The following is a 22202-nucleotide window of genomic DNA, read 5'->3' as shown; positions in this document are numbered from 1 at the left end:
GGCTTGATCCCTCCGCCGGGCACGGTCGGCCCCGGCCCCGTCGTGGTCATCGGCCGTCCGTCGGACACGGTTTCATCGACTCGACTAGAGAGATCTATCTGATGAGTGCTGGGTTTGCTGCTGTTGATGTCATTCGGGTCAAGCGGGACGGGGGTGTGTTGTCGGACGCCCAGATCGACTGGGTGGTGGACGCGTACACCCGGGGTGTGGTCGCCGACGAGCAGATGTCCGCGCTGGCCATGGCGATTCTGCTGAACGGCATGACCGGAGCGGAGATCGCCCGGTGGACCGCCGCGATGATCGCCAGCGGTGAGCGGCTGGACCTCTCGGCGGTCCGTCGGCCGACCGTCGACAAGCACTCCACCGGCGGCGTCGGCGACAAGATCACTCTGCCGCTCACCCCGCTGGTGGCGGCGTGTGGCGCGGCCGTACCGCAGCTCAGCGGGCGCGGCCTCGGGCACACCGGCGGCACGTTGGACAAGCTGGAGTCGGTCCCCGGATGGCGGGCCACGGTCAGCAACGACGAGTTCATCGCCCAGCTCGGCGACGTCGGCGCGGTGATCTGCGCGGCCGGTGCCGGGCTGGCGCCCGCCGACCGCAAGCTGTACGCGCTGCGCGACGTGACCGGCACCGTCGAGGCGATCCCGCTGATCGCCAGCTCGATCATGAGCAAGAAGATCGCCGAGGGCACCGGCGCGCTGGTGCTCGACGTCAAGGTCGGCTCGGGTGCCTTCATGAAGTCCGTCGACGACGCCCGCGAGTTGGCCCGGACCATGGTCGAGCTGGGTGGTGCACACGGCGTGCGGACGGTCGCCCTGCTCACCGAGATGTCCACCCCGCTCGGCCTGGCCATCGGCAACGCGGTCGAGGTGACCGAGTCGGTCGAGGTGCTTGCCGGCGGCGGCCCGGCCGACGTGGTGGAACTGACGCTGGCCCTGGCCCGGGAGATGCTCGACGCCGCCGGCCTGCCGGACGCCGACCCGGCGGCGGCGCTGCGCGACGGTCGTGCGATGGATTCCTGGAAGGCGATGATCCGGGCGCAGGGCGGCGACCCGGACGCGCCGATGCCGACCGCGGCAGAGGTCGAGGTGGTCCGGGCCGAGCAGGACGGGTACGTGGCGGCCGTCGACGCGTACGCCATGGGTGTTGCTGCCTGGCGGCTCGGCGCGGGTCGGGCCCGCAAGGAGGACCCGGTCAGCGTGCCGGCCGGGGTGGTCCTGCACAAGCGGCCGGGCGACGCGGTGCGGGCCGGCGACCCCCTCTACGAGCTGCGCGCCGAGGATTCGGCGCGGATCCCGGCGGCGTTGGCGGAGGCCGCTCGGGCGGTACGGATCGCGTCGACCGCGCCGACGGCGACGCCGCTGGTCATCGAGCGGATCGGCTGACCCCGGCGGGCCGTCGGGGCGGCATGGTGCTAGCCCCTCGGGAGCGCTATTCTCCCAGCCCAAGGGGGGACAACCGGCCTTGAGCCGGCGCGAGCAGACAGGATGATCCGCCGTGACCGTAGCTGCCCCCGACCCACGCGAGGTCCGTGAGGCGAGCCTGGACGAGCTCTCCCGGCTCGGCCTGCCGCTGCCTCCGGCCCAGTTTCCGCTGGTCTGGGAGCCGGGTGACCAGATCGACCTGCGTCCCACGGTGGAGATCGAGGCACGGATCGCGGTGCTGCACCTGATCCTGGCCCGCTGCTTCGGGATGCCGCCGCAAGCCGCGATGAGCTGGCTGCTCGGCTCGCACCTGGTCGAGATGGTCACGCCGCCGGAGTGGCAGTTCGTGATGGGCGGCAAGGGCGACCACCGCTCCTTCGTGCTGCACCACGACGCGCTCTTCGCGCTGGCCTGGGTGCTCGGGCTGAGCAAGCAGCTCGACCCCACTCTCGCCGTGGACGAGGGGCTGGTCGAGCGGCTGCCGCACATCGCCGAGGGGGAGACCTTCCAGCGCTGGCGCTCCCGGATCCTCGCCGCGCCGCAGCATCCCGCCGATGCGGCCGCCCTGCTCGACCTGCACTACTGCCTGGACTGGGCGTACCTGGAGTCTGAGCGTGGTGGGCGATCGCTGCCGGGTCTGATCGACGCGAACGCGATCGGGCAGCGGCGTTGGGCGTTGGAGTGGGCGGTGATCCTGCGCGGGCCGTACCACGACGAGCCGCCCGGCTGGGAAGAGGTCGACCTGTCCACCTGAGGTCAGCGGGGGCGGTGGGCGTCGAGCCGGACCGTCACGGTGACCTGGACCGGCTCGGGCAGCGCGGCCAGCCGGGCGGCGAGGGCGGCCGGGTCGGTGTGCCAGGCGCTGGGGCCCATCCCGACGAGGGTGGCGACCTCCGGCCGGGTCAGCGTCAGCTCCGTGCGGTGCTCCGCCGAGCTGACCGGGATGAAGTGCCCGCCCAGGCTGCCGGCGACGCGGTCGGCCTTGGTCGGGTCCACCCGTAGGAGGTCGAGTGCGTCGACCAGTTCGGCGAGGTGGTCGGCGGCGGGGGTGACCACCAGCAGCGTCCCGGCCGGGTCGAGCACCCGGTGGAACTCCGGGCCGTTCCTCGGTGCGAAGACGTTCAGCAGTACGGCGGTCGAGGCGTCGGCGAGCGGCAGCCGCTGCCAGGTGTCGGCGAGCGCCGCGGCCGCCCGGGGATGCGCCCGGGCCGCGCGGCGCAGCGCCGGCTTGGACACGTCGAGGGCCAGACCGGCGGCGTCCGGCAGCGCCGCCAGCACCGCGCCGAGGTAACGGCCGGTGCCGGCGCCGGCATCCACCACCAGGGGGTACGCGTCGAGCCCGGCGACGGCCTCCGTCGCGGCGGTGGCGAGCGCGGTCGCCACGAGGTCGTAGTGCCCCGCGGCGAGGAAGTCCGCCCGGGCGGCGACCATCTCGGCGCTGTCGCCGACGTGCGGGGCGCGCCCGGCGAGCAGGTTGACGTACCCCTGGCGGGCGATGTCGAAGCTGTGCCGGCGCGGGCAGCGCAACGCCCGGGCGGTGCCGGCGGTCGCCTCGGCCAGCGGCTCGCCGCAGACCGGGCAGCGCAGCCGGTCGAGGATGCGCGGGTCCACGTCAGACCTCCGGCTCGCGCTGAGGGCTGTGCCGGCGATCGCTGCCGGCGAGGTGGTCGACCACCCGGTGGGTGAACGCGCCGAGCGCGTCGACCTCCGCAGGGGTGAGCAGGTCGATGAGATGCCGGCGGACGGCGGCCACGTGGCCGGGGGCGGCGGAGTCGATGGCCTGCCGGCCGGCCGGGGTCAGCGCGACGATCGAGCCACGGCCGTCGGTCTCGCACTCCTCCCGGGTCACCAGGCCGCGCTGCTGCATCCGGGTCAGGTGGTGGGAGAGCCGGCTGCGGGACCACCGCATCTGGTCGGCCAGTTCACTGAGGCGCAGCCGCCCCTGCGGCGTCTCGGAGACCTCGGAGAGCACGTCGTAGTCCGGCTCGGAGAGGCCGGTGGCCTGGGTCAGCTCCCGGGCCAGCTCCAGGTCGAGGAGGCGCCGCATCCGGCGGTAGCCACGCCAGGCGCGGTCCTCCCGCGCGTCGAGCCAGCGTGGGGCGTCCATGGGTCGAGCCTAACGGGTTGGTTGACATGTCACCGATTTGGGTCCTGCGGTCGGTGACAAGTCACCGAAATTGTGGGAGCTCCGGTGCGTACGGGCGTGGCGTGCTGGTCACCGCCGGCCGGTCCCGTCCCGATATCCGGGCGCCGCTGACTAGGGTCTGAGCATGGCAATCCGGTACGAGGACATCGTCAAGGTCCCGAAGGCGCTTCTGCACGACCACCTCGACGGCGGGCTGCGGCCGGCGACGATCGTCGAGCTGGCCGCGGAGGTGGGTCACGAGCTGCCCACCTCCGACCCGGACGCGCTTGGGCGCTGGTTCGTCGAGGCGGCCGACTCCGGCTCGCTGGAGCGCTACCTGGAGACGTTCGCGCACACCGTGGCGGTCATGCAGACCGCGCCGGCGCTGCGTCGGGTGGCCCGCGAGTGTGCGCTGGACCTGGCCGCGGACGGGGTGGTCTACGCCGAGGTGCGCTTCGCCCCCGAGCAGCACCTGGAACAGGATCTGACCCTGGACGAGGTGGTCGAGTCGGTGCTGGCCGGTTTCGCCGAGGGCACCGCCCAGGCCGTCGAAGCCGGCCTGAGCATCCGGGTGGGGACGCTGCTCACCGCGATGCGGCACGCCGCCCGTTCGCAGGAGATCGCCGAGCTGGCCGTGCGGCACCGGGATGCCGGGGTGGTCGGCTTCGATATCGCCGGCGCGGAGGCGGGCTTCCCGCCCACCCGGCACCTGGACGCCTTCGAGTACCTCCAGCGGGAGAATTTCCACTTCACCATCCACGCTGGCGAGGCGTTCGGTCTCCCGTCGATCTGGCAGGCCATCCAGTGGTGCGGCGCCGACCGCCTCGGCCACGGAGTGAGAATTGTGGACGACATCACCCCGGGTGGGGAGCCGGTGCTCGGGCGGTTGGCCGCGTACGTGCGGGACAAGCGGATCCCGCTGGAGTTGTGCCCGTCGTCGAACGTGCAGACCGGCGCGGTGGACTCGATCGCGGACCACCCGATCGGCCTGCTCCGCGACCTGCGCTTCCGGGTCACCGTCAACACCGACAACCGCCTGATGAGCGGCACCTCGATGTCGCGCGAGATGGCGCTGTTGGTGGAGACGTTCGGCTACGGCTGGCGGGAGTTGCAGTGGTTCACCATCAACGCGATGAAGAGCGCCTTCATCCCGTTCGACGAGCGGCTGCGGATCATCGATGACGTCATCAAGCCGGCGTACGCCAAGCTGCTGGCCTGACCTCCTCAACCGTGCGGGTGGCCGGCGAGCAGGCCGGCCACCCGACGCAGCACCTCCCGGGCCCGGGCCGCCTCCGCGCCCAGCCCGGTCTGCCGACGCAGCACCGCGGGCTCGGAACGCAGCAGCGCGACCCCGCGTCGGACCAGCACCCGGGGCGCTTTGCGCTGCTCGGACAGATCACGGGCCAGTCGGCGGAGGAAGGTCGCACCGCGCGGTCGGCGAAGCGCGTACGCCCCGGCGAGCAGGCCCCGACGGCGGCACTCTTCGACGATCTCGGCGGCGAAAATCCCTTCGGCCACGAAAAGTGGCGATCCGGCGAGATCAAATGGCCGGGTGGCCACCCGTCGATCGGCGCCGATCGCATAAACCGGCACATCGGCCTGACCCTCACGGGCCAGTCGGGCAATGGTTTCCACCGCGGTCAGAGCATCCCACGACTGTGGTGATTCCCAGTCGACCTGGCCATTTCGTCGCGGCAACGTAGGGTCATCGCCTTCTTTGTAGAAGTCGTCCAGGCAGAGCACTGGTAGACCAGTTTGCTGCGCTATGTACGACTTTCCAGAGCCAGAAGGTCCGGCTAGCAGGACAACGCGGTGCGGATGTTTCATTACCTTCAGTTACTCCGGCCAGACGGACTGCTATCAAATCGTCTCAACATTCCATCACACCATCGGCGGGTGACAACCTGGGCTTTCTTCTTGCCGGATGGCGTGATGGAATCTCGGGGGTCCGACCCGCCGGGTCGGTCGCTGGGCGTTGCCCGGGGCAACGCGCTGAAGCTGTAATCGCGAGGGCGGTGACGTGAGCAAACGGCCAAAGACGGCGGGCTCCTTCCTGTCGCGGCTGCGCCGGCCGGCCAGCCGGCTCCGGGACATGCCGATCTGGTCCAAGCTCGGTCTCATCATGATCGTGCCGACCATCGCCACGGTCGTAGTGGGCACCAGTGGTCTTGTCGACCACCTGGAGACGCTTAACAATGCCAACCGAGCTGGCGACCTGGCCAACCTGTCGAGCTACTCGGGTGACCTGGTCTACACCCTGCAGGACGAGCGGGTCTCCGCCGTGCTGCTGGCCGGGGCGGACGGGACGCAACCGAAGGCGCAGTACCAGGAGGCATACAGCCGGGTGAATTCCCGGGTGGATCAGGCAAAGGGCCCCTATCTGCAACAGCGGGCCGAGACCGAGGACCTGCCGAGCAGCCTGGAGGGTCAGCTCAACCTGATCGACGAAGACCTCAAGGAGCTGCCGGAGCTCCGCAGTCAGGTGTTCAATGGCAGCCTCAAGCTCACCGAGACCACCCAGCGGTACGAGGGCCTGATCAACAACCTGCTCTCCATTCGGGACTCGGCCACCCAGCTCGCCGGCAGCAACGAACTGAGCGACAAGATGCGGGCCGCCGCGGCGGTCGCCCGGGAGAAGGAATTCCTCTCCGTGCAGCGGGTTGTCGTGCACCGTGCGCTGGACCAGAAGGAACTGACACCGACGCTGCGCACCGACTACATCGCCAGCGGCACCGGTCAGCGCCAGGCGCTGCAGAGTTTCAAGGCCGTCGCGACTCCCGAGGAGGCGACGTTCCACGACCAGACGATCGCCGGCGGTGACCGTCGTGAGGCCGAGCGCTACATCGGCTGGATGAACGCCAACACCACTGGCAGCATGCGGAACGCGATCTTCGGTCCGGACCAGTGGGACTCGGCCATGACGTCCTACGCCAAGCTGATCCGCTCCGTCGAGACCAAGCTCGACAACGACGTGGTCGCCGATGCCGACAGCCTCCGCTCGGACGTGCAGCGTCAGGTCTTCCTGGAGACCGGCCTGCTGCTGAGCATGCTGCTGCTGTCCATCCTCTTCGCGTACCTGGTCGCCCGCGAGATGGCGCGCTCCCTGCGTGAACTGCGCCAGGGTGCCCTCTCCGTCGCCCAGTACGGTCTGCCGCAGGCGGTGGCCCGACTGCGGGACCCGCAGGTGGTCGGGCAGCTCACCCCGATCCAGTTGGCCAACCAGATCGCCGAGCCACTGCCGGTCCGCAGCAAGGACGAGTTCGGTCAGGTGACCGAGGCGTTCAACGCGGTCCACCTGGAAGCCGTCCGCACGGCCGCCGAGCAGGCGGCGCTGCGTGCCTCCGTCGCGACGATGTTCGTCAACCTGGCCCGCCGTTCGCAGATCCTGGTCGACCGCCTCATCGGGCACCTCGACCGGCTGGAGCGCGGCGAGGAAGACCCGGACCGCCTGGCCGAGCTGTTCCAGCTCGACCACCTGGCCACCCGAATGCGCCGCAACGACGAGAACCTGCTCGTGCTCGCCGGCGCCGACTCCACCCGTGTGCAACGTGAACCCGCGGCGCTCATCGACGTGCTGCGCGCCGCGCAGTCCGAGGTCGAGCACTACACCCGCATCGAGTTCGGGGTCATCGACCGCGACATCGAGGTCGCCGCGCACGCGGTCAACGACCTCGTGCACCTCGTCGCCGAGCTGTTCGACAACGCCACCGCGTTCTCTCCTCCGGACTCGCAGGTCATGGTCGAGGCTCGTCGCGTCGGTGACCGCGCCTCGCTCTACGTCGAGGACCGCGGCATCGGCATCAGCGCCGAGCAGCTCTACGACCTCAACGAGCGGCTGGCCACGCCGCCGCAGGTGGACGTGGCCGTGTCCCGGATGATGGGCCTGGTCGTGGTCGCCCGACTGGCGTCCCGGCACGGAGTCCGCGTCGAGCTACGCCCCGGCGGTGACCGTGGCACGGTCGCCGACGTGACGCTGCCGACCTCGGTGCTGGTGCCCCGGGCGCTCTCCGGCCGGGTGCAGCAGCCGCCGGCGCTGCCCGCCTCCAGCGCGCCGCAGCAGGGTGGCCCCATGCCGACCTTCGGCGCGTTGCCCGCGTTGGGCAACGGCCCCCGTCCGAGCGAGTCCGGCAACCAGGTCACCCTGGGCGGTCGGCCGTTCGACCCGGCGTCGCGCAACGGCTCCGGCACCCCTGCCAACACCGGCGGCTACCGCTCGATGCCGGCCTGGTCGGACCTGACGGGTGCAGCCGGAACGAACGGGATCAACGGCGGCGACGGGTTCACCCCGCGGCCGTCCAACGGGTCGGCGATCGACCCGCTGCCGCAGCGTCGGTCCGGTGGCGACGAGCCGCCGGCCACCGACCAGCCGACCATCCCGCGGCAGTTGCCCAGCAGCCCGGAGACGCACCCGTACTCGGGGCCGCCGGTCTCCTCGCAGCCCTACTCCGGTCCGCCGGTGTCCGCCGCTCCGGCTTCGGGGCAGCCGTACACGGGGCAGCCCTACTCGGGTGCGCCGTACGCAGGTCCGCCGGTGTCCGCCGCTCCGGCTTCGGGGCAGCCGTACTCCGGGCAGCCGTACTCGGCCGCGCCGTACACCGGTCCGCCGGTCTCGGCCGCTCCGGCCTCCGGGCAGCCGTACTCGGCGCCGCCCGCTTCCGGGCAGTCGTCGTTCAGCGGTTTCGCACCCCGGTCCGCTCCGCCTGCGGCACCCAACGCCGCCGCACCGCCGGCCTGGCCGCCGGTGCCGGGCAATGACCGGGACCAGGCGACCCCGCCGGTGCCCGAGCGGCTCTCCGCCGCACTGGACATGACGACGGAGCTGCCACGGGTGCCGCGACCCGGTGAGCAGCCGGCCGCTGCGGCCCAACCGCCGGCACCGGCGTCCGCGCCACCGGCGCAGCGCCGACCCACGCCACCGGCGCAGAGCCGGCCGGCGCCGCAGCAGCCGCAGGCCCAGAACCGTCAGCGGTACGCGGACGAGACCATGGAGCTGCCGATCTTCCGGGAGCTCGAGTCGGCCTGGTTCCGTACCCGCCGTTCGGGTTCGGAGGAGGCTGCGGCCCCCGCCCAGCCGGCGGCGAACGGTGGCACCGCGACCCAGCAGTTCGCTACGGTCGAGGCCAGCGGACGGGCAGTCCACAAGACACCACCCGGGACGACAGGTAACACACCGATGGCAGACGCGCCGACGGCCGGAGGAGCACCGCGGGAGAGCGGGTCCACCGCGAATGGGGGCACCCGCCCCGGCCTCGCCGAGAGCCTGCCCAATCGCCGGTCCCAACCGCAGACCAACGGCTGGCAGACCGCTGCCGACGACGGTTGGCGTGCCGCCTCGGCGGCTGCCAGCGCGGCACCGGTGAGCGAGACCACCACGACCGGTCTGCCGAAGCGCAAGCCAATGGCGCAGTTGGTGCCCGGTGCGGTGGAGAAGCCCATCATCTCGGCCCAGCGCCGCACGCCGGAGGCGGTCCGTGGCCTGCTCTCCGCCTACCACCGGGGCGTGCAGCGGGGGCGCATCACCTCGGATAACCCGACCAGCCCGGAGGAGACTCCGGGAGGGCAGCAATCCTCGCAGTCTGGCTCAGGCCCGGTGGCCGGGAGCGGGCAGAAGGAGCAAGAAGGATGACAACTACGCAGGATCTTGGTTGGCTGCTGGCCAACTTCGCCGACCGGGTGCCCGGTGTCGCACACGCGGTCGCCGTCTCGGCGGATGGCCTGCTCCTCGCGTCGTCACGGGATCTGCCACGGGACCGGGCCGACCAGCTCGCCGCGATCGCGTCCGGTCTGGTCAGCCTGACCCAGGGCGCGGCCCGCTGCTTCGAGGGAGGCGCGGTGCTGCAGACCGTTGTGGAGATGGACAATGGCTTCCTGTTCCTGATGTCCATCTCGGACGGCTCGTCCTTCGCCGTGCTGGCGGCGCGCAGCTCCGACGTGGGGCAGGTCGGCTACGAGATGGCGCTGCTGGTCGACCGGGTCGGCGACGCTCTGACCCCGCAGCCGCGTGCGGCTGCGGGCATGCTGGGCTGACGTCGCGCCGGTCGTGAGGTCGGCACTACTGCAACGAGAACAACGACGGGTTCCACCGGTGGGAGCCGGGGCTGGGTGCGAAGGAGGTGAGCGGCGACATGGCTGATCGTGACGAACCGACCGGTGCGTTGGTCCGTCCATACGCCGTGACCCGCGGTCGTACCCGCCCCCGGCTCGATATCGCGCTGGAGGCGCTCGTCGAGACGACGGTGCGCGGCCGGGCCGTTGCCAATGGCAACAGTGGACAGGGCCGTGAACACCAGTACATTGCCGCGCTGTGTGACGGACGCGTGCAGTCGCTCGCCGAGATCGCGGCGCGGATGCAGCTTCCGCTCGGCGTGGCCCGGGTGCTCATCGCCGATATGGCGACGGACGGCCTGGTCGCGGTCCACGAGCCGACCATTTTGGACGACTCCGACGACGCGGTGGGCACTGAACTGCTGGAGAGGGTGCTGAGTGGACTTCGCAGGCTCTGACATGTCGCACCGGCCGCCGACCCCGAGCGGGCGCGTGACGTCGGCGAAGATCGTTATCGCCGGTGGATTCGGCGTCGGCAAGACGACGCTGGTCGGCTCGGTCTCGGAGATCACGCCGTTGACCACTGAGGCGATCATGACCTCTGCTGGCGTGGGCGTCGACGATACCCGGCAGGTGCCGGGTAAGACGACGACCACGGTGGCCATGGACTTCGGCCGGATCTCGATCGACCGTGACCTGATCCTGTACCTGTTCGGTACGCCGGGTCAGACCCGTTTCTGGTTCATGTGGGATGAACTGGTCCGGGGCGCGATCGGTGCTGTCGTACTGGTGGACACCCGCCGGTTGGCCGACTGCTTCGCGGCGATCGACTTCTTCGAGCACCGGCGGCTGCCGTACCTGGTGGCCATCAACTGCTTCGACGGAATGCAGTACCACGACCCGCAGGACGTCCGAGACGCGCTGGCGATCTCGAGCGACGTGCCGGTGGTGGCCTGCGACGCCCGTAACCGGGAGTCGACGAAGCACGTGCTGATCTCGCTGGTCGAGTACGTGCTCACCATGCGTCGTACGCGCGCAGTCGCCCCGGCCTGACGGGACGGCCCACGCCCGGTGGTGGCCCTGGTCGCCACCGGGCGTTGAATGCTGTCCATCGTCGCCCGTTGGCTGCGGCATTGAATCTTGGAAGTGATCGGCTCCTCCAGGGGCGGATCTCTTCCAAGATTTTTTTGGGTGGCCCTGTAACCGGCAGTGCCGCCCTCTGTCGTCTCTGAGGGGCGCTCAAGCGGTCTCGCGGCGTGTCTCGCGGTGCGGGGCGGGTCCCGGGAAGCGGTGCATCCGGCGACGGATGTCGCCGGATGCACCTACCGGTCTACGCTGCTGCCCGTTCGCGGGCGGTCGTGCCGAGGGTCAGGAGTGATAGCCGGCGGAGCGGTACTCGTACTCCCGGTCGTCGTCACGATCCCCGTGGTCGCGGCTGAAATCCCAGCCGCCAGCGGCCTCGCGACCCGGACGGCCGCCCACGGCGAATCCGCCGATCTCTTGCCCACGGCGCCAGCCCCGGAAGTAACCGGTGGTGTTCTCGGCGAGGCTCGCTGCGTCACGCACTATCCGCAACGGACGCTCCTCGCGCAGCGGGGAGCCCGGGACGAGGTTGGCCTGCGGCACCCGCTTCGGAAGCCCGGCCGTGGTTTCGGCGCCCACCGAGGGGCGGGCGGCCTGCTCGGCGGCCTGCCAACCGGTGTCGGCCGTGGTCGACCAGTCCAGGTCGGACTCCTCGGGCTGCCCGACGAACCAGGCCGACTTCGCCTGCGCGAAGATCAGCAGATCGCCGTCGCCTTCGTCCGCCACCGGCGGCGGCCGGTGCTCGACCGGCAGTGGCCGGCGCTCTGCCAGCGGCGGTCGCTGCTCGAGCGGTGGCGGCCGGTGCTCGAGCGGTGGCGGCCGGTGCTCGACGGCGGGCGACGGGCGGTGCTCGGCAGCGCGCTCGGCGCGGGCCGCGGGACGGCCGTTACGACCGGCCTGCTCGCGGTCGACCAGCCGCAGCGGCGGCGTCTCCAGCTGCGGGTCGCTGGGCTGGCTGAGCCCTTCGCGCAGCGCCCGGTCAGCCAGCGGCGGTGGCTCGACCAGCCGCAGCATGGGTGGCTCCTGCGGCAGGTCGTCCGCCAGCCAGGGCGGGGTGACCCGGCCGTCGCCGCGCGGCGGCTCGGTCGGGGCGTCGACGCCCCGGCCGCCATAGGAGTACGCGACCGGGTTGTTCGCCGAACTGTCGGCCGGGTCCTCCGGGTTGTTGACCAGGGGCCAGTTGGCCCGAGAGCCGGGCGGGGCCGACTCCTGGCCCGGTCGGGGAGTGGGCACCGGGATGCTCAGGTCGGTGGCGCTGAACCCGCCGGTGGGCGTGGTGGCGCTGAATCCGCCGGTGGACGCCTCGTCGACCGGGCGCTGCATGTAGGGCCGCGTCTCACCGTTGGTCTTCGGGCGGGGTGGGATGACGGTGCGTTGCCGCTCAGCCCGCGCGTTGTTGATCGCGGCGGTGGTCAACGTCGGCCGGAAGGGTTCGCCCGCCTCGGCCGGCGGCACCGTGCCGCGCTGCGCCGGTGCGATCGGGGTGATCCCGGGCGGCGGTGGCGGCGGCGCGGAGACCGGCCGGTTGGTCGGGCCGTCGATCCGGCTCGGCATGGGCTCGACACGCCCGGGCGGGGCGGACACCGGCGGGCCGGCCACCGCGGCCGGCGCGATCGGCGCGGGTGCCACCGGCGGCGGGGTGACCGGTGCCGGGGCGACCGGCGGCGGCCCGAGGGGGCGGGGCGCAGCAAGCGGTGCGCTGCCCGGGACCGGCTCGGGACGGCTGCGGCGACCGGTGGGAGCGGGCTCGGCGGCGGCCGGAGTCGGCCGGACCGCGCGCAGACCGGTGCCGGTGCTGGCCAGACCGGTCAGCTCGCTGACCGACTCGCCACGGCGGGCGGCGGCCCGCCGGCCAACTGTTGGCGCGGGCGCGCCGACCCGCGCGCTGAGCGCGCTGACCAGTGCCTCACAACCGGCGTCGCAGGCGCGCACGGACGCGACGGCCTGCCGGACGGTCTCGGCCACCGCGGAGGTGAGCGCCCGGTTCACCGCGGCGCGGCGCGGCGTCTCGGAGATGGCGACCCGCAGCGCGGTGACCGCCTCGTTGATCTCATCGGCGTCGGCCACCCCGTCCGCGGCGAGATGTGCGGCGATGGCATCCGCCGCCACCGACACCTCCCGGCCGCGGGCGACGGTGCCGCCGAGCATGCCGGGCTCGGGCAGGGCGTCCAGCACGGCCAGCGAGACCGGCTCGGCCGGATCCGGGTAGGCACGCAGCGCCGCCGGGTAGAGCTCGCGCAGCACCTCACGCAGCGCCACGGCGGCGGAGTGCCGACCGCTGGCGAGCGCGGCGTGCGCGGAGAGCACCTGCTTGTAGCCGGCGAGGTCCCGGGGTGCCGGCAGGGTGACCGCGGAGAGCGCGCCGGCCTGCAGGGCGCGGGCCAGGCCGACGGCACGCCGCTCGGCCGGCGGCGACTGCATCTCCTCCAGGGAGTCGTCGTCGGCGAACCGCTCGGCGAAGTCGTCCACCGAGTCGTCGTCGGCGATCGCCAGAGGTCGACCCGCCGCGCTCAACAGCGAGGTGACCGTGTGGTCGTCGCTGTCGGCGGCGATAGCAGCACCGCTCGGCCCGCCCGACCGCTCCACGAGCAGCGCGACGAGCTGGGCGTAGCCGGCCGCGTCGTCACCGATCTCGCAGACATGCAGTAGACGGCCTGCGTCGTCGACCACAGCGGACGTCAGCGTCGAACCGGCCGAGGCCGGTCGGTCAGCCGAATCCGCCGAGGCGAGACCGCAGTAAACGCGAACGAGCGCCAAGGCGTCGTCCTCCTCCCGGGACAGGTCTTTCCTCTGCCAGCAACTGATGCTCCCCGGTACGGGTCAGTCGCGCCAGTCCACGACCGCAGAGATCTTGCCGACAATGGTGCGCCAACCCAAACTTGCGGTTTGTGCCCCGATTTTCTTCAGCCGTCGTCGTCCCATGAAACCGCCGATCCCGCCGTTGACCGTGGCCCGCAGCGCCTCGTCCAGGTCGTCGAGGCTGGAGCCCGAGGAGAGCATGTCCAGAACCGCAGGCAGCCGCAACGCGTACGACAGGTCGCGGGCGACCTCGCCAGCCTCGATCAGCAGCGTCGAATCCCAGGTGTCGTGCCCGCCGCGCAGGTTCTCCACGACCAGGTCGAGCTCGTACGTGTCCTCGTCGAGCGGCGCGATGTCGGCCATCTCCACCCGTTCGGACAATTCATTCCAACTGTCCAGTTGGGACAGATCATTTGGCGCGCCGGAGCGGATGAAACTGACCAACGACTCGGGGGTCTTGAACAGCAGCAGCTTGCCCCGATGGCTGAGGAAGACCGGCACCTCCTCGTCGTCCGCCTCGTCCTCGGCGGCCTCTTCGTCGGTCGCGGCCTCGTCGTCGGTCGCGTCCGCGTCGCCGTCGCGGCGGCGGGAGGAGGAGGAGGGCTTCTCGTCGCTGTCGGCGAACTCCTCGGCCAACTCCTCGTCGAGGATGACGACGGTCTCGTCGTCCTCGTCCTCCTCGATCACCTGACGGCGGGCGAGGAACGGGTCGTCCTGGTCGCGCTCGGTCACGTCGGTCGGGGTCAATTCCCCCGCCGCCCGGTAGGCCCGCAGCGTGAAGCCGGTGCCGGCGGGCAGGGCGATCTCCACCGGATCGATCCGCACCTCGTCCCAGAGTGAGCGGTCGACCGACGCCGACACGCGGTCGGTCTCGTCTGCCTCATCTGGCTCGGCCGCGCCGGTGGTGTCGTCGAGCTCAGGCTCGTCGGCGTCGGGCCGTTGGGGCGACTGGCGGGCCACGCTGACCTCCGTGTGCTTCGGGTTGCCCACCCGCCAGCGTCTCCTACCGGCGGGTGACTCTGGGCACATACCCTAGTCGGCGGTCCTGGACGGTCGGTGCCCGCACCCCGGTGGCGTGGCGGTGCACCGGGGTCTACCTGCCCGTGTCTGCCAGTGGCGAACCGGCCGTCCGACAAGTAGCGTAGCTACGCATGAAGGCCCAGGCGCTGCACGGCCATCTCGACGCCCTGTTGCTCGCCGTGCTCGAGCAGGGCGCGCTGCACGGCTACGCCATCATCGAGGCGCTGCGAGCGCGCAGCGACGGTGGCCTCGACCTGCCCACCGGCACCATCTATCCGGCACTGCGCCGGCTGGAACGGGCCGGGTACGTGGCGAGCACCTGGAGCACGGTCAGCGGTCGCGAACGACGGACGTACCAGCTCACCGACGCCGGCCGGGGAGCGCTGGCCGGCGAACGCGCCGGCTGGCAGGAGTTTCGCACCACGGTCGGGCGTTTTCTCGACCCCGGCAGCTCACCCGCCACCCCGGCCTGAGCCGCGGCCGGCTGGCCTCAGGCCGCCCGCCCGCCGTGGCCACGGTCGGTGACTCAGTGGGCGGTAGCCAGCAGCCAGCCGCGCGCCGCGCGGGCCAGCGAGAAGTAGGCGGCACCCACCACCACTGCCCCGATGATCATCGGTGGCCAGCTCAACGCCGCGTCCCAGATACCGAGCGACCAGGCGAAGAGGGCTCCGCCGGCCATCATGCCGAGAACCAGCATGCCGGTCAGGCCGGTGCCCACCGCACGTTGCAGGGCGGCCAGGCCGGGGCGTGGTGAGCGATTTCCCACCGCCACCAGCAGCAGGCCGGCCACCGCGAGCACCAGCGCGCCGATCCAGATCCAGTCGACCGAGGAGGAGAGCAACATGTAGGCGGCCGGCGGCGGAGGGCCGGCGCTCCAGCTGGCTCCGCGCCAGGTCAGGTCACCGGCCACCACCAGCACCCCGGCCACCGCCAGCATCCGCAGCGAAAGACCCCGCAGCGCGCCCACCGCCATCTCGGCCTGCCAGGACGGGAGCAGCTGCGCCGGAGAGCCGAACTCGGCCACCGCCCGCCGCTGCGCCTCCGTGGGCGGTGCGCCACCCTCGCGGTACGCCTCGACGGCGTCCAGCAGCCCGTGCCGGGCCTCGGTCAGCAGGTCGGACTTGAGCCGTGCCGGCCCCTGCAAGCGGGCGGCCAGCTCCCGCAGGTGCTCCTCCACCAAGACGTCCTCACAGCGCGGCATGGCACCACATTGCCACGGCGGCCGACGTGCCGACGTCCGGGAGAACCCTGGTCCGACCCGGAGACCGGTCAGGGAGCGAGTGCCAGGTACCCGCGTTCGGCCGCTGCCTGGAGTAGCCACTGGTCCCGGTACCAGCCGGGTGTCTGCACCAACTCGGCGTGCCGACCGCGCTGGATCACCCGGCCGCCGTCGAGCACGACGACCTCGTCCAACTCGGCCAGACCGCTGAGCCGGTGGCTGATCAGCAACACCGAGTGCCCGGCCGGGGTGGCGGCGAGGGCGGAGGCGAGCACCGCGTCCGCGGCGGCCGGGTCCAGACCCTCGGTGGGCTCGTCGAGCACCAGCACCGCCGGTGCGGCGAGCAGGGCCCGGGCCAGCGCGAGCCGCTGTCGCTGGCCGCCGGAGAGCTGACCGCCCTCCTCGCCGACCAGCGTCTCCCAGCCGGACGGCTGGTCGCGTACCCAGTCGAGCAGGCCCGCCGCGGCGGTGGCCGCGGCCAGCTCCTCCTCGCCCGCCCCGGCCCGGCCGAGCAGCAGGTTCTCCCGCACGCTGGCGTGGAACACGTACGCCTCGGCGAGCAGCCCACCGACGATCCCGGGCAACTCCTGCTCGGCGTACGCCGACAGGTCGTGGTCGTTGAGGGTGACCCGGCCGGAGACGGGTTGGACCGCGCCGGTCAGGACGGCGGCCAGGGTGCTCTTGCCGGCGCCGCTGGGGCCGACCACCGCGATCCGCCGCCCGGCGGGCAGGTCGATGCTCACCCGGTCCAAGGCGGGTGCCGCGCCAGCGCGGTATCGCACGGTCACGTCGACGAAGCGCAGGTCGTAGGGGCCCGCTGCGGGCGCTGCGGCGGTCACCGGGGGTGTCGTCGGGTCGGTGTCGAGCAGGTCGGCCACCCGGGCCAGGCCGGGCCGCAGCTGGGTCCACTGGCGGGCCGCCGCGACCAGGGCCAGCGCTACCTCGACGGCGGCCAGCGTGCCGACCGCCAGCACTCCGACCAGCACCCCCGGCACGTCCGCGGCCAGCGCGGCCAACGTCACCGCGCCGGCGGTCAGCCCGGCCACCAGCACCCCGGCCGCGTCCACCGCGAAGCCGGTGGCGGCGAGTCGGCGTTCCAGGCGAGCCAGCGCGCGGGCCCGTTGCTCGGCGGCGCGCAGCGCGGCGTCGGTGGCACCGAACGCGGCCAGGTCGGCGGCGCCGTGGGTGAGGTCGACCGCGTCGGTGGCCAGCGCGCCACGCAGCGGGGCCACCTCGGCCGCGCTGCGCCGGGTGACCGTGACGGCCAGCGCGGGCAGGGCCACCCCGGCGACCAGGAGACCGAGGGCGAGAGCGCCGGCGGCCGGCGGTGCGATCAGCGCGGCCCCCGCCACCGCCAGCACACCGACCAGGGCCGCCGCCGAGCCCGGCACCAGCACCCGCAGCAGCAGGTCCTGGACGGCCTCGACGTCGGAGACCAGCCGGCTCAGCACGTCCCCCGAGCGGTGCCCGGCGCTGCGGCGGGCGGCGAGGGTGGCGAAGACCCGGGCCCGGACGTCGGTGATCATGCGGAGCACCGCGTCGTGGCCGGCGAGCCGTTCGGTGTAGCGGAACACACCCCGGCTGATCGCGAGGGCCCGTACCGCGACGATCGCCACGGTGAGCCGGTCCAACGGCGGCCGGCCGGCGGCGCTCATCAGCAGCCAGGTCGCGGTGGCCATCAGGGCGAGCCCGGCGAACTCGGTGGCGGCGGTGAGCAACCCCGCACCGACCAGCCGGCCCAGGTACGGCCGAGCCAGCCGCAACACGGCCCGCTCGGCAGCCGTCCGCCCGGTCACCGACTCCGGTGCCGTGCCCAGCGGGCCCACACCGGCGGCCGGCGGACCCGGTGCCGTGCCCAGCGGACCCGCCCCGTCGGCCAGTGGCTCCGGTGTCGTACTCATCGGGCCGCCTTTCCGGTCGGCTCGGGCGTCAGCTCGGTGACCCGGCCGTCCTCGACCCGCAGGATCCGGTCCGCGTCGGTGAGCAGCGCCGGCCGGTGCGCGACCAGCAGCGCGGTCCGGCCGGCGACCAACCGGCGGGTAGCGTCGAGCACCACCGTCTCGGCGGCGGTGTCGAGCCGGGCGGTGGGCTCGTCGAGCAGCACCACCGGGGCGTCCCGGAGGAACGCCCGGGCCAGCGCCACCCGTTGCCGCTGACCGCTGGACAGCCCGTGGCCGCGCTCACCGAGCATCGTCTCGAGGCCGTCGGGCAGCCCGGCCACCACGTCGTCCAGGGCGGCGGCGCGTACCGCGGCGGCGAGCGCGTGCGCCGGGGTGTCCGGCGCGCCGAGCCGGATGTTGTCGGCCAGCGAGGCGGCGAAGAGGTGCGCCCGTTGTGGCACCCAGGCGACCTGCCGGCGCCAGGCGTCCGGGTCGGCGGCGGCGAGGTCGACGCCGTCCACGGTGACCCGGCCGCTGGTCGGGGTCACGAAGCCGAGCAGCAGGCCGAGCAGGGTGCTCTTGCCCGCGCCGCTGGGCCCGATGATCGCGATCCGCTCGCCGGGCCGCACGGTCAGGGTCACGTCGCGCAGCGCGGTGGTCCGCTCGTAGGCCACGGTCACCGACTCGAAGCGGATCTCACCGCGCCCGTCCGGGGTGGCCGCACCCTCGGCGGCCCGGGGTGTGGCGGGCGCGGCGGAGACGGTGAGTGCCTCGTCCAGTGCGGTGAGGCCCTCCTGGCTGGCGTGGAAGCGGCTGCCGGCGGTCCGCAGCGGCAGGTACGCCTCCGGGGTGAGCAGTAGCACCAGCAGCGCGGTCTGCAGGGCCAGGCCACCGCCGAGCAGCCGAAGGCCGACCGGCACCGCGACGAGCGCCACCGAAAGGGTGGCGACCAGCTCCAGCACCAGCGCGGAGAGGAACGCGATCCGCAGCGTCTTCATGGTGGCGACCCGGTGCCCGTCGGCCATTCGACGGACCACCTCGGTCTGTGCCCGGGCCCGGCCGAACGCGCGCAGCGTGGGCAGCCCGGCGACCATGTCCAGGAAGTGCCCACCCAGCATGGAGAGCCGACGCCACTGCCGTTCGGTGGCGGCCTGCGCCTGCCAGCCGAGCAGCGCGCCGAAGATCGGGATCAGCGGCAGGGTCACCGCGATGATCACCGCCGAACTCCAGTCGGCGAGCACGATCCGGGCCAGCACCGCCAGGGGCACCGTCACGCTGAGCACCAACTGCGGCAGATACCCGGTGAAGTACGCGTCCAGCGCGTCCAGCCCGCGCCCGGTGAGGGTGGCGAGCTGACCGGCCCGCTGCCCGGCCACCCAGCCCGGCCCGTGCCGGCCCACCGCGCCGAGAAGGTCGGCCCGCAGAGCGGCCTTGACCGTGGCGGCGACCCGCGCCGAGACCGTGCCCTGCGCCCAGACCAGTGCGGAACGGGCGGCGACCGCGACGACGAACCCGGCCAGCGCCGGTCGGTCCAGCCGGCCGTCGACGGCGGTGGCCAGCAGCGCCGCCAGCGCGGTGGCCTGCGCCACGATCAGGACAGCGGCGAGCACGCCGAGCAGGGCGAGCACGGCGAGATCGCGCCGGGCCGCAGGGACCCGGCGCAGCAGACGCGGGTCGAACGGACGGCGTCTCACCAGTACACCGGTGCCCTGCCGTCGGTCCGTCCTCGGAAAACCCACCAGCACATCGCCTGAAAGCCTAGTAGGACCGGCAGAAGGGGCAGCGCCACCCAGCCCAGGAGCCGCAGCGTCGGTGCGCTCGCGGCGGCATCAGCCACCGTCAGCGAGGCGCCCGGCTCGGTCGTGGACACCAGCACGTAGGGCCAGAGGGCCGCGCCGACCAGCACCACCGGCAGCGCCAGCGCCGCGCCGGTGCCGAGCAGAGCCCACCCCGGCCGTCGCCGGGCCAGCGCCGCGCGGGCCGCCAGCAGCGCCGCCGCCAGCAACACCGGCAGGAGTACGGCCATCGCCGGCCGCTGGACCGCGTCGCGTACCCGCTCGGAGAGCAGGCCCACGACGGTGGCCAGGGCGACCGCGGTGAGCGCCACCGGCACGAGCCTGCGGGCCGCCCGGTCGACCGCGGCGGCGTCGCCAGCGGGCAGTCGGAGGGTGAGGAAGGTCGCACCGTGCACCGCGACCAGGGCGACCATGGCCAGCCCGGCGGCGGCCGCGAACGGGGTGGCCAGGTGCGACACCCCGGCGACATGCCCGTCGGCCTGCCGGGGCACGCCCTGTAGTAGCGCGGCCAGCAGGACGCCCCAGCCCACTGCGGCGAGCGCGCTGCCGACCACCACGACGCGGTCCCAGCGGGCCCGCGTCCGCGCGTCGGTCGGTCGGCTGCGCAGTTGTACCCCGGCGGTGACCAGGACCACCCCGGCCAGCGCGCCGGCGACCGCCGGGTAGCAGCCGGAGAGCAACTCGCCCTCGAGCACCGGAAAGGCGCCGAAGAGGATGCCCATGGCGGCCACCAGCCAGACCTCGTTGCCGAGGAAGAACGGGCCGAGCGCGGTGAGTGCGGCCCGCCGCCCGCCCGGCCCACCGCTGCGGGCGAGCAGGAGCCCGACTCCGTAGTCGTAGCCGGCGAGCACCAGGTAGCCGCTGAAGAAGAGGCCGAGTAGGGCGTACCAGGCGAGGTCCACGGTGATCTCCCTCAGGCGAAGGCGGGTTCGGGGTGGGTCGGTTCGTTCGGCGGTGCCGGCGGGCGGCCGAGGGCGGGATCGGCCGCGCCACGGGCGGCGTGCCGGGCGAGCAGCACCCAGTTGGTGACGGCGAGGGTGCCCAGCAGCAGGCTGAAGCCGATCAGGCTGGCGAGCATCACCGGGGCGCCGACCGGTGAGACCGCCTGTTCGGTGGGGAGCAGCCCGTACGCCACCCAGGGTTGTCGGCCGACCTCCCGGGCGATCCAGCCGAGGATCACCCCGACGAAGGGCAGCGGCAGGGCGAGCAGGATCAGCCAGAGCGGGAAGCGCAGCCGGATGATCCAGTCCCGGAAGAGCAGCGGGAGGAGAAACCAGACGCACCCGAGGGTGAAGCCGATCAGGATCATGAAGCCGAGCCCGACGCTGGCCAGCACCGGCGGGGTGTAGTCGCCGGGGCCGAACCGGGTGGTCCACTCGGCGATCAGCGCCTGGGCCTCGGGCCCCTCGCCGCCGAACTTGGTCGGCTGCACCTGCCCGACCTTCGGGAATTGAGCGAAACCGAAGCCCTGCACCAGGCTGATCGCCAGGGCCGCGGTGACCAGGCCGATCCGCAACGAGGTGCGGAAGAGCGCGAAGTCGGGCGTCCGCCGGATCAGGTGCCAGGCGCTGACGGCCGCCATCAGCACCCCGCCGACCAGCAGCCCGGCGCCGACCACGTGCCCGAACGCCATGCCGAGGCTGGGATTGGTGAGCAGCGCGCCGAAGTCGGTGAGGTGGGCGATCCCGTCGCGTACCTCGTACCCGACCGGGTTCTGCAGCCAGGAGTTGGCCACCATGATCCAGAACGCCGAGGCGTACGCGGTGAGCGCCACACCCCAGAGCAGCGCCAGGTGAACGCCCTTGCGGAGCCGGTGCCAGCCGAAGATCCACATTCCGAGGAAGGTGGATTCCAGGAAGAACGCCACCAGCGTCTCGATGGCCAGCGGTGCGCCGAAGACGTTGCCGACGTAGCGCGACAGGCCACTCCAGTTCAGCCCGAACTGGAACTCCATCACGATGCCCGTGGCGATGCCGAGCACGTAGTTGATCACATAGAGCTGGCCCCAGAACCGCGTCAGCCGCTCCCACTTCGGGTTGCCGGTGAGCACCCAGGCGGTCTGCATCCCGACCAGCAGGGTGACCAGCCCGAGCGTGACGACCACGAACAGGAAATGGATCGAGGTGGTGGTGGCGAATTGCAGGCGGGCGAGGAGCAGGGTGTCCATGGCCGGCTCTCCGTTAGCGTTGGCTGCCTTGTCGTAGCCACCCTACACGTAGTCTCGCTACATGTATTCTACTACGTCCCGTCGTAGACCAGTCTACGACGGGACGTAGTAATAACGGTTCCGGGGTCAGATCGCGCGCAGTCCTGGATGTAGTGGTCTCGCGGCGAGTGCGAGGCGGCTCGATCCTGGATGTAGTGGTCTCGCGGCGAGTGCGAGGCCGCTCGATCCTGGATGTAGTGGTCTCGCGGCGAGTGCGAGGCCGCTCGATCCTGGATCGGGCGCGATCCTCGTGGGCGCGATCCTCGTGGGCGTCGAGCCTCGTGGGCGCGATCCTCGTGGGCGTCGAGCCTCGTGGGCGCGATCCTCGTGGGCGTCGAGCCTCCTGGGCGCGCGCCTCGCGGGGCGCGGCACCAGCGGGGTGGTTGCGCAGTTCCGGCGCACGGCGAGGAGGCACGTCTCGCGATGCGTGCGCGGGGTCCTGCGCGGCGCGAGGGGTCGCACGGGCGGCTTCGCCTCAGATGCGGGTGCGGCTTCGCGTCGATCGTGGGTGCGGGGTGCGGGGTGCGGGGTGCGGGGTGCGGGATGCGGGGTGCGGGGTGCGGGTGAGCCGGGCGGGCGTGGTGCGGGGTGCGGGGTGCGGGTGA

Annotated in this window: 18 protein-coding genes; 8 read left to right on the top strand and 10 right to left on the bottom strand. The window is 72.6% G+C overall.

The genetic code is table 11. The features are described from left to right. The first annotated feature begins 101 nt into the window (after positions 1 to 101). Together V6V47_RS14555 and V6V47_RS14550 are read left to right on the top strand one after the other, a co-directional pair. Positions 102 to 1385 carry a thymidine phosphorylase gene (locus V6V47_RS14555; RefSeq protein WP_334628727.1) on the top strand — a complete coding sequence of 428 codons (1284 nt, stop codon included), beginning with the start codon at positions 102 to 104 and terminating at the stop codon, positions 1383 to 1385. A gap of 112 nt (positions 1386 to 1497) precedes the next feature. After that, the gene (locus tag V6V47_RS14550; RefSeq protein ID WP_334628726.1) at positions 1498 to 2178 is read left to right on the top strand and encodes a DUF4272 domain-containing protein; all 681 of its coding nucleotides are present in this window, start codon (positions 1498 to 1500) and stop codon (positions 2176 to 2178) included. 2 nt (positions 2179 to 2180) lie between these two features. Here the strand turns inward: V6V47_RS14550 and V6V47_RS14545 are convergent, their stop codons facing one another. Continuing rightward, positions 2181 to 3035 carry a putative RNA methyltransferase gene (locus tag V6V47_RS14545; protein ID WP_334628725.1) on the bottom strand — a complete coding sequence of 285 codons (855 nt, stop codon included), beginning with the start codon at positions 3033 to 3035 and terminating at the stop codon, positions 2181 to 2183. Between the two features lies 1 nt (position 3036). Continuing rightward, the gene (locus V6V47_RS14540) at positions 3037 to 3531 is read right to left on the bottom strand and encodes a MarR family winged helix-turn-helix transcriptional regulator (protein ID WP_334628724.1); all 495 of its coding nucleotides are present in this window, start codon (positions 3529 to 3531) and stop codon (positions 3037 to 3039) included. Positions 3532 to 3688: 157 nt separating this feature from the next. Here V6V47_RS14540 and V6V47_RS14535 point away from each other — a divergent pair, with 157 nt between their 5' ends. Beyond that, positions 3689 to 4768, top strand: a complete 1080-nt coding sequence (locus tag V6V47_RS14535) for an adenosine deaminase (protein ID WP_334628866.1) — start codon at positions 3689 to 3691, stop codon at positions 4766 to 4768. A gap of 5 nt (positions 4769 to 4773) precedes the next feature. On the opposite strand, the gene V6V47_RS14530 is transcribed toward V6V47_RS14535, so the two are convergent. Continuing rightward, complete coding sequence (locus V6V47_RS14530) at positions 4774 to 5067, bottom strand: hypothetical protein (RefSeq protein WP_334628723.1); 294 nt, start codon at positions 5065 to 5067, stop codon at positions 4774 to 4776. A 502-nt stretch (positions 5068 to 5569) separates the two neighbouring features. Between V6V47_RS14530 and V6V47_RS14525 the strand changes: the two genes are divergently transcribed. The 4 genes from V6V47_RS14525 (at position 5570) to V6V47_RS14510 (ending at position 10647) form a co-directional block, all read left to right on the top strand. After that, positions 5570 to 9175, top strand: coding sequence for a sensor histidine kinase (locus tag V6V47_RS14525; RefSeq protein WP_334628722.1), 3606 nt, complete (start codon positions 5570 to 5572; stop codon positions 9173 to 9175). After that, entirely contained in the window at positions 9172 to 9576 is a 405-nt protein-coding gene (locus V6V47_RS14520; RefSeq protein ID WP_007455462.1) for a roadblock/LC7 domain-containing protein, read from the top strand. Before V6V47_RS14525 ends, V6V47_RS14520 begins: the two co-directional genes overlap by 4 nt. 98 nt (positions 9577 to 9674) lie before the next feature. Next, a complete protein-coding gene (locus tag V6V47_RS14515) occupies positions 9675 to 10052 on the top strand; it encodes a DUF742 domain-containing protein (protein WP_334628721.1) in 378 nt (125 codons plus the stop codon). Between the two features lies 1 nt (position 10053). Then, positions 10054 to 10647, top strand: a complete 594-nt coding sequence (locus V6V47_RS14510; RefSeq protein WP_334628720.1) for a GTP-binding protein — start codon at positions 10054 to 10056, stop codon at positions 10645 to 10647. A gap of 315 nt (positions 10648 to 10962) precedes the next feature. On the opposite strand, the gene V6V47_RS14505 is transcribed toward V6V47_RS14510, so the two are convergent. Beyond that, complete coding sequence (locus tag V6V47_RS14505; RefSeq protein ID WP_334628865.1) at positions 10963 to 13458, bottom strand: transposase; 2496 nt, start codon at positions 13456 to 13458, stop codon at positions 10963 to 10965. 39 nt (positions 13459 to 13497) lie between these two features. Then, positions 13498 to 14466, bottom strand: coding sequence for a DNA primase (locus V6V47_RS14500; RefSeq protein ID WP_334628719.1), 969 nt, complete (start codon positions 14464 to 14466; stop codon positions 13498 to 13500). Between the two features lie 161 nt (positions 14467 to 14627). Between V6V47_RS14500 and V6V47_RS14495 the strand changes: the two genes are divergently transcribed. After that, positions 14628 to 14969: a PadR family transcriptional regulator gene (locus V6V47_RS14495; RefSeq protein WP_334628718.1), complete on the top strand. Its 342-nt coding sequence runs from the start codon at positions 14628 to 14630 to the stop codon at positions 14967 to 14969. 53 nt (positions 14970 to 15022) lie between these two features. Here the strand turns inward: V6V47_RS14495 and V6V47_RS14490 are convergent, their stop codons facing one another. From V6V47_RS14490 to V6V47_RS14470, 5 genes are all read right to left on the bottom strand, one after another. Beyond that, positions 15023 to 15673 carry a permease prefix domain 1-containing protein gene (locus V6V47_RS14490; RefSeq protein WP_334628717.1) on the bottom strand — a complete coding sequence of 217 codons (651 nt, stop codon included), beginning with the start codon at positions 15671 to 15673 and terminating at the stop codon, positions 15023 to 15025. Between the two features lie 92 nt (positions 15674 to 15765). Further along, entirely contained in the window at positions 15766 to 17616 is a 1851-nt protein-coding gene (cydC, locus tag V6V47_RS14485) for a thiol reductant ABC exporter subunit CydC (protein WP_334628716.1), read from the bottom strand. Further along, the gene (cydD, locus tag V6V47_RS14480; protein WP_334628715.1) at positions 17613 to 19289 is read right to left on the bottom strand and encodes a thiol reductant ABC exporter subunit CydD; all 1677 of its coding nucleotides are present in this window, start codon (positions 19287 to 19289) and stop codon (positions 17613 to 17615) included. The genes cydC and cydD overlap by 4 nt, the downstream gene beginning before the upstream one ends. Then, a complete protein-coding gene (locus V6V47_RS14475; protein WP_334628714.1) occupies positions 19286 to 20293 on the bottom strand; it encodes a cytochrome d ubiquinol oxidase subunit II in 1008 nt (335 codons plus the stop codon). The genes cydD and V6V47_RS14475 overlap by 4 nt, the downstream gene beginning before the upstream one ends. An 11-nt stretch (positions 20294 to 20304) precedes the next feature. Beyond that, positions 20305 to 21558, bottom strand: a complete 1254-nt coding sequence (locus V6V47_RS14470) for a cytochrome ubiquinol oxidase subunit I (RefSeq protein WP_334628713.1) — start codon at positions 21556 to 21558, stop codon at positions 20305 to 20307. Between the last annotated feature and the right edge of the window lie 644 nt (positions 21559 to 22202).

The organism is Micromonospora sp. CPCC 205539, assembly GCF_036906815.1.
GTDB lineage: Bacteria > Actinomycetota > Actinomycetes > Mycobacteriales > Micromonosporaceae > Micromonospora.
This window is presented reverse-complemented; position numbering and strand designations above follow the sequence as displayed.

Coding starts and splice junctions, on each gene's coding strand:
- V6V47_RS14555 (WP_334628727.1), top strand. CDS start 102: ATGAGTGCTGGGTTTGCTGCTGTTGATGTCATTCGGGTCAAGCGGGAC.
- V6V47_RS14540 (WP_334628724.1), bottom strand. CDS start 3,531: ATGGACGCCCCACGCTGGCTCGACGCGCGGGAGGACCGCGCCTGGCGT.
- V6V47_RS14520 (WP_007455462.1), top strand. CDS start 9,172: ATGACAACTACGCAGGATCTTGGTTGGCTGCTGGCCAACTTCGCCGAC.
- V6V47_RS14515 (WP_334628721.1), top strand. CDS start 9,675: ATGGCTGATCGTGACGAACCGACCGGTGCGTTGGTCCGTCCATACGCC.
- V6V47_RS14510 (WP_334628720.1), top strand. CDS start 10,054: ATGTCGCACCGGCCGCCGACCCCGAGCGGGCGCGTGACGTCGGCGAAG.
- V6V47_RS14495 (WP_334628718.1), top strand. CDS start 14,628: ATGAAGGCCCAGGCGCTGCACGGCCATCTCGACGCCCTGTTGCTCGCC.
- cydC (WP_334628716.1), bottom strand. CDS start 17,616: ATGAGTACGACACCGGAGCCACTGGCCGACGGGGCGGGTCCGCTGGGC.
- V6V47_RS14470 (WP_334628713.1), bottom strand. CDS start 21,558: ATGGACACCCTGCTCCTCGCCCGCCTGCAATTCGCCACCACCACCTCG.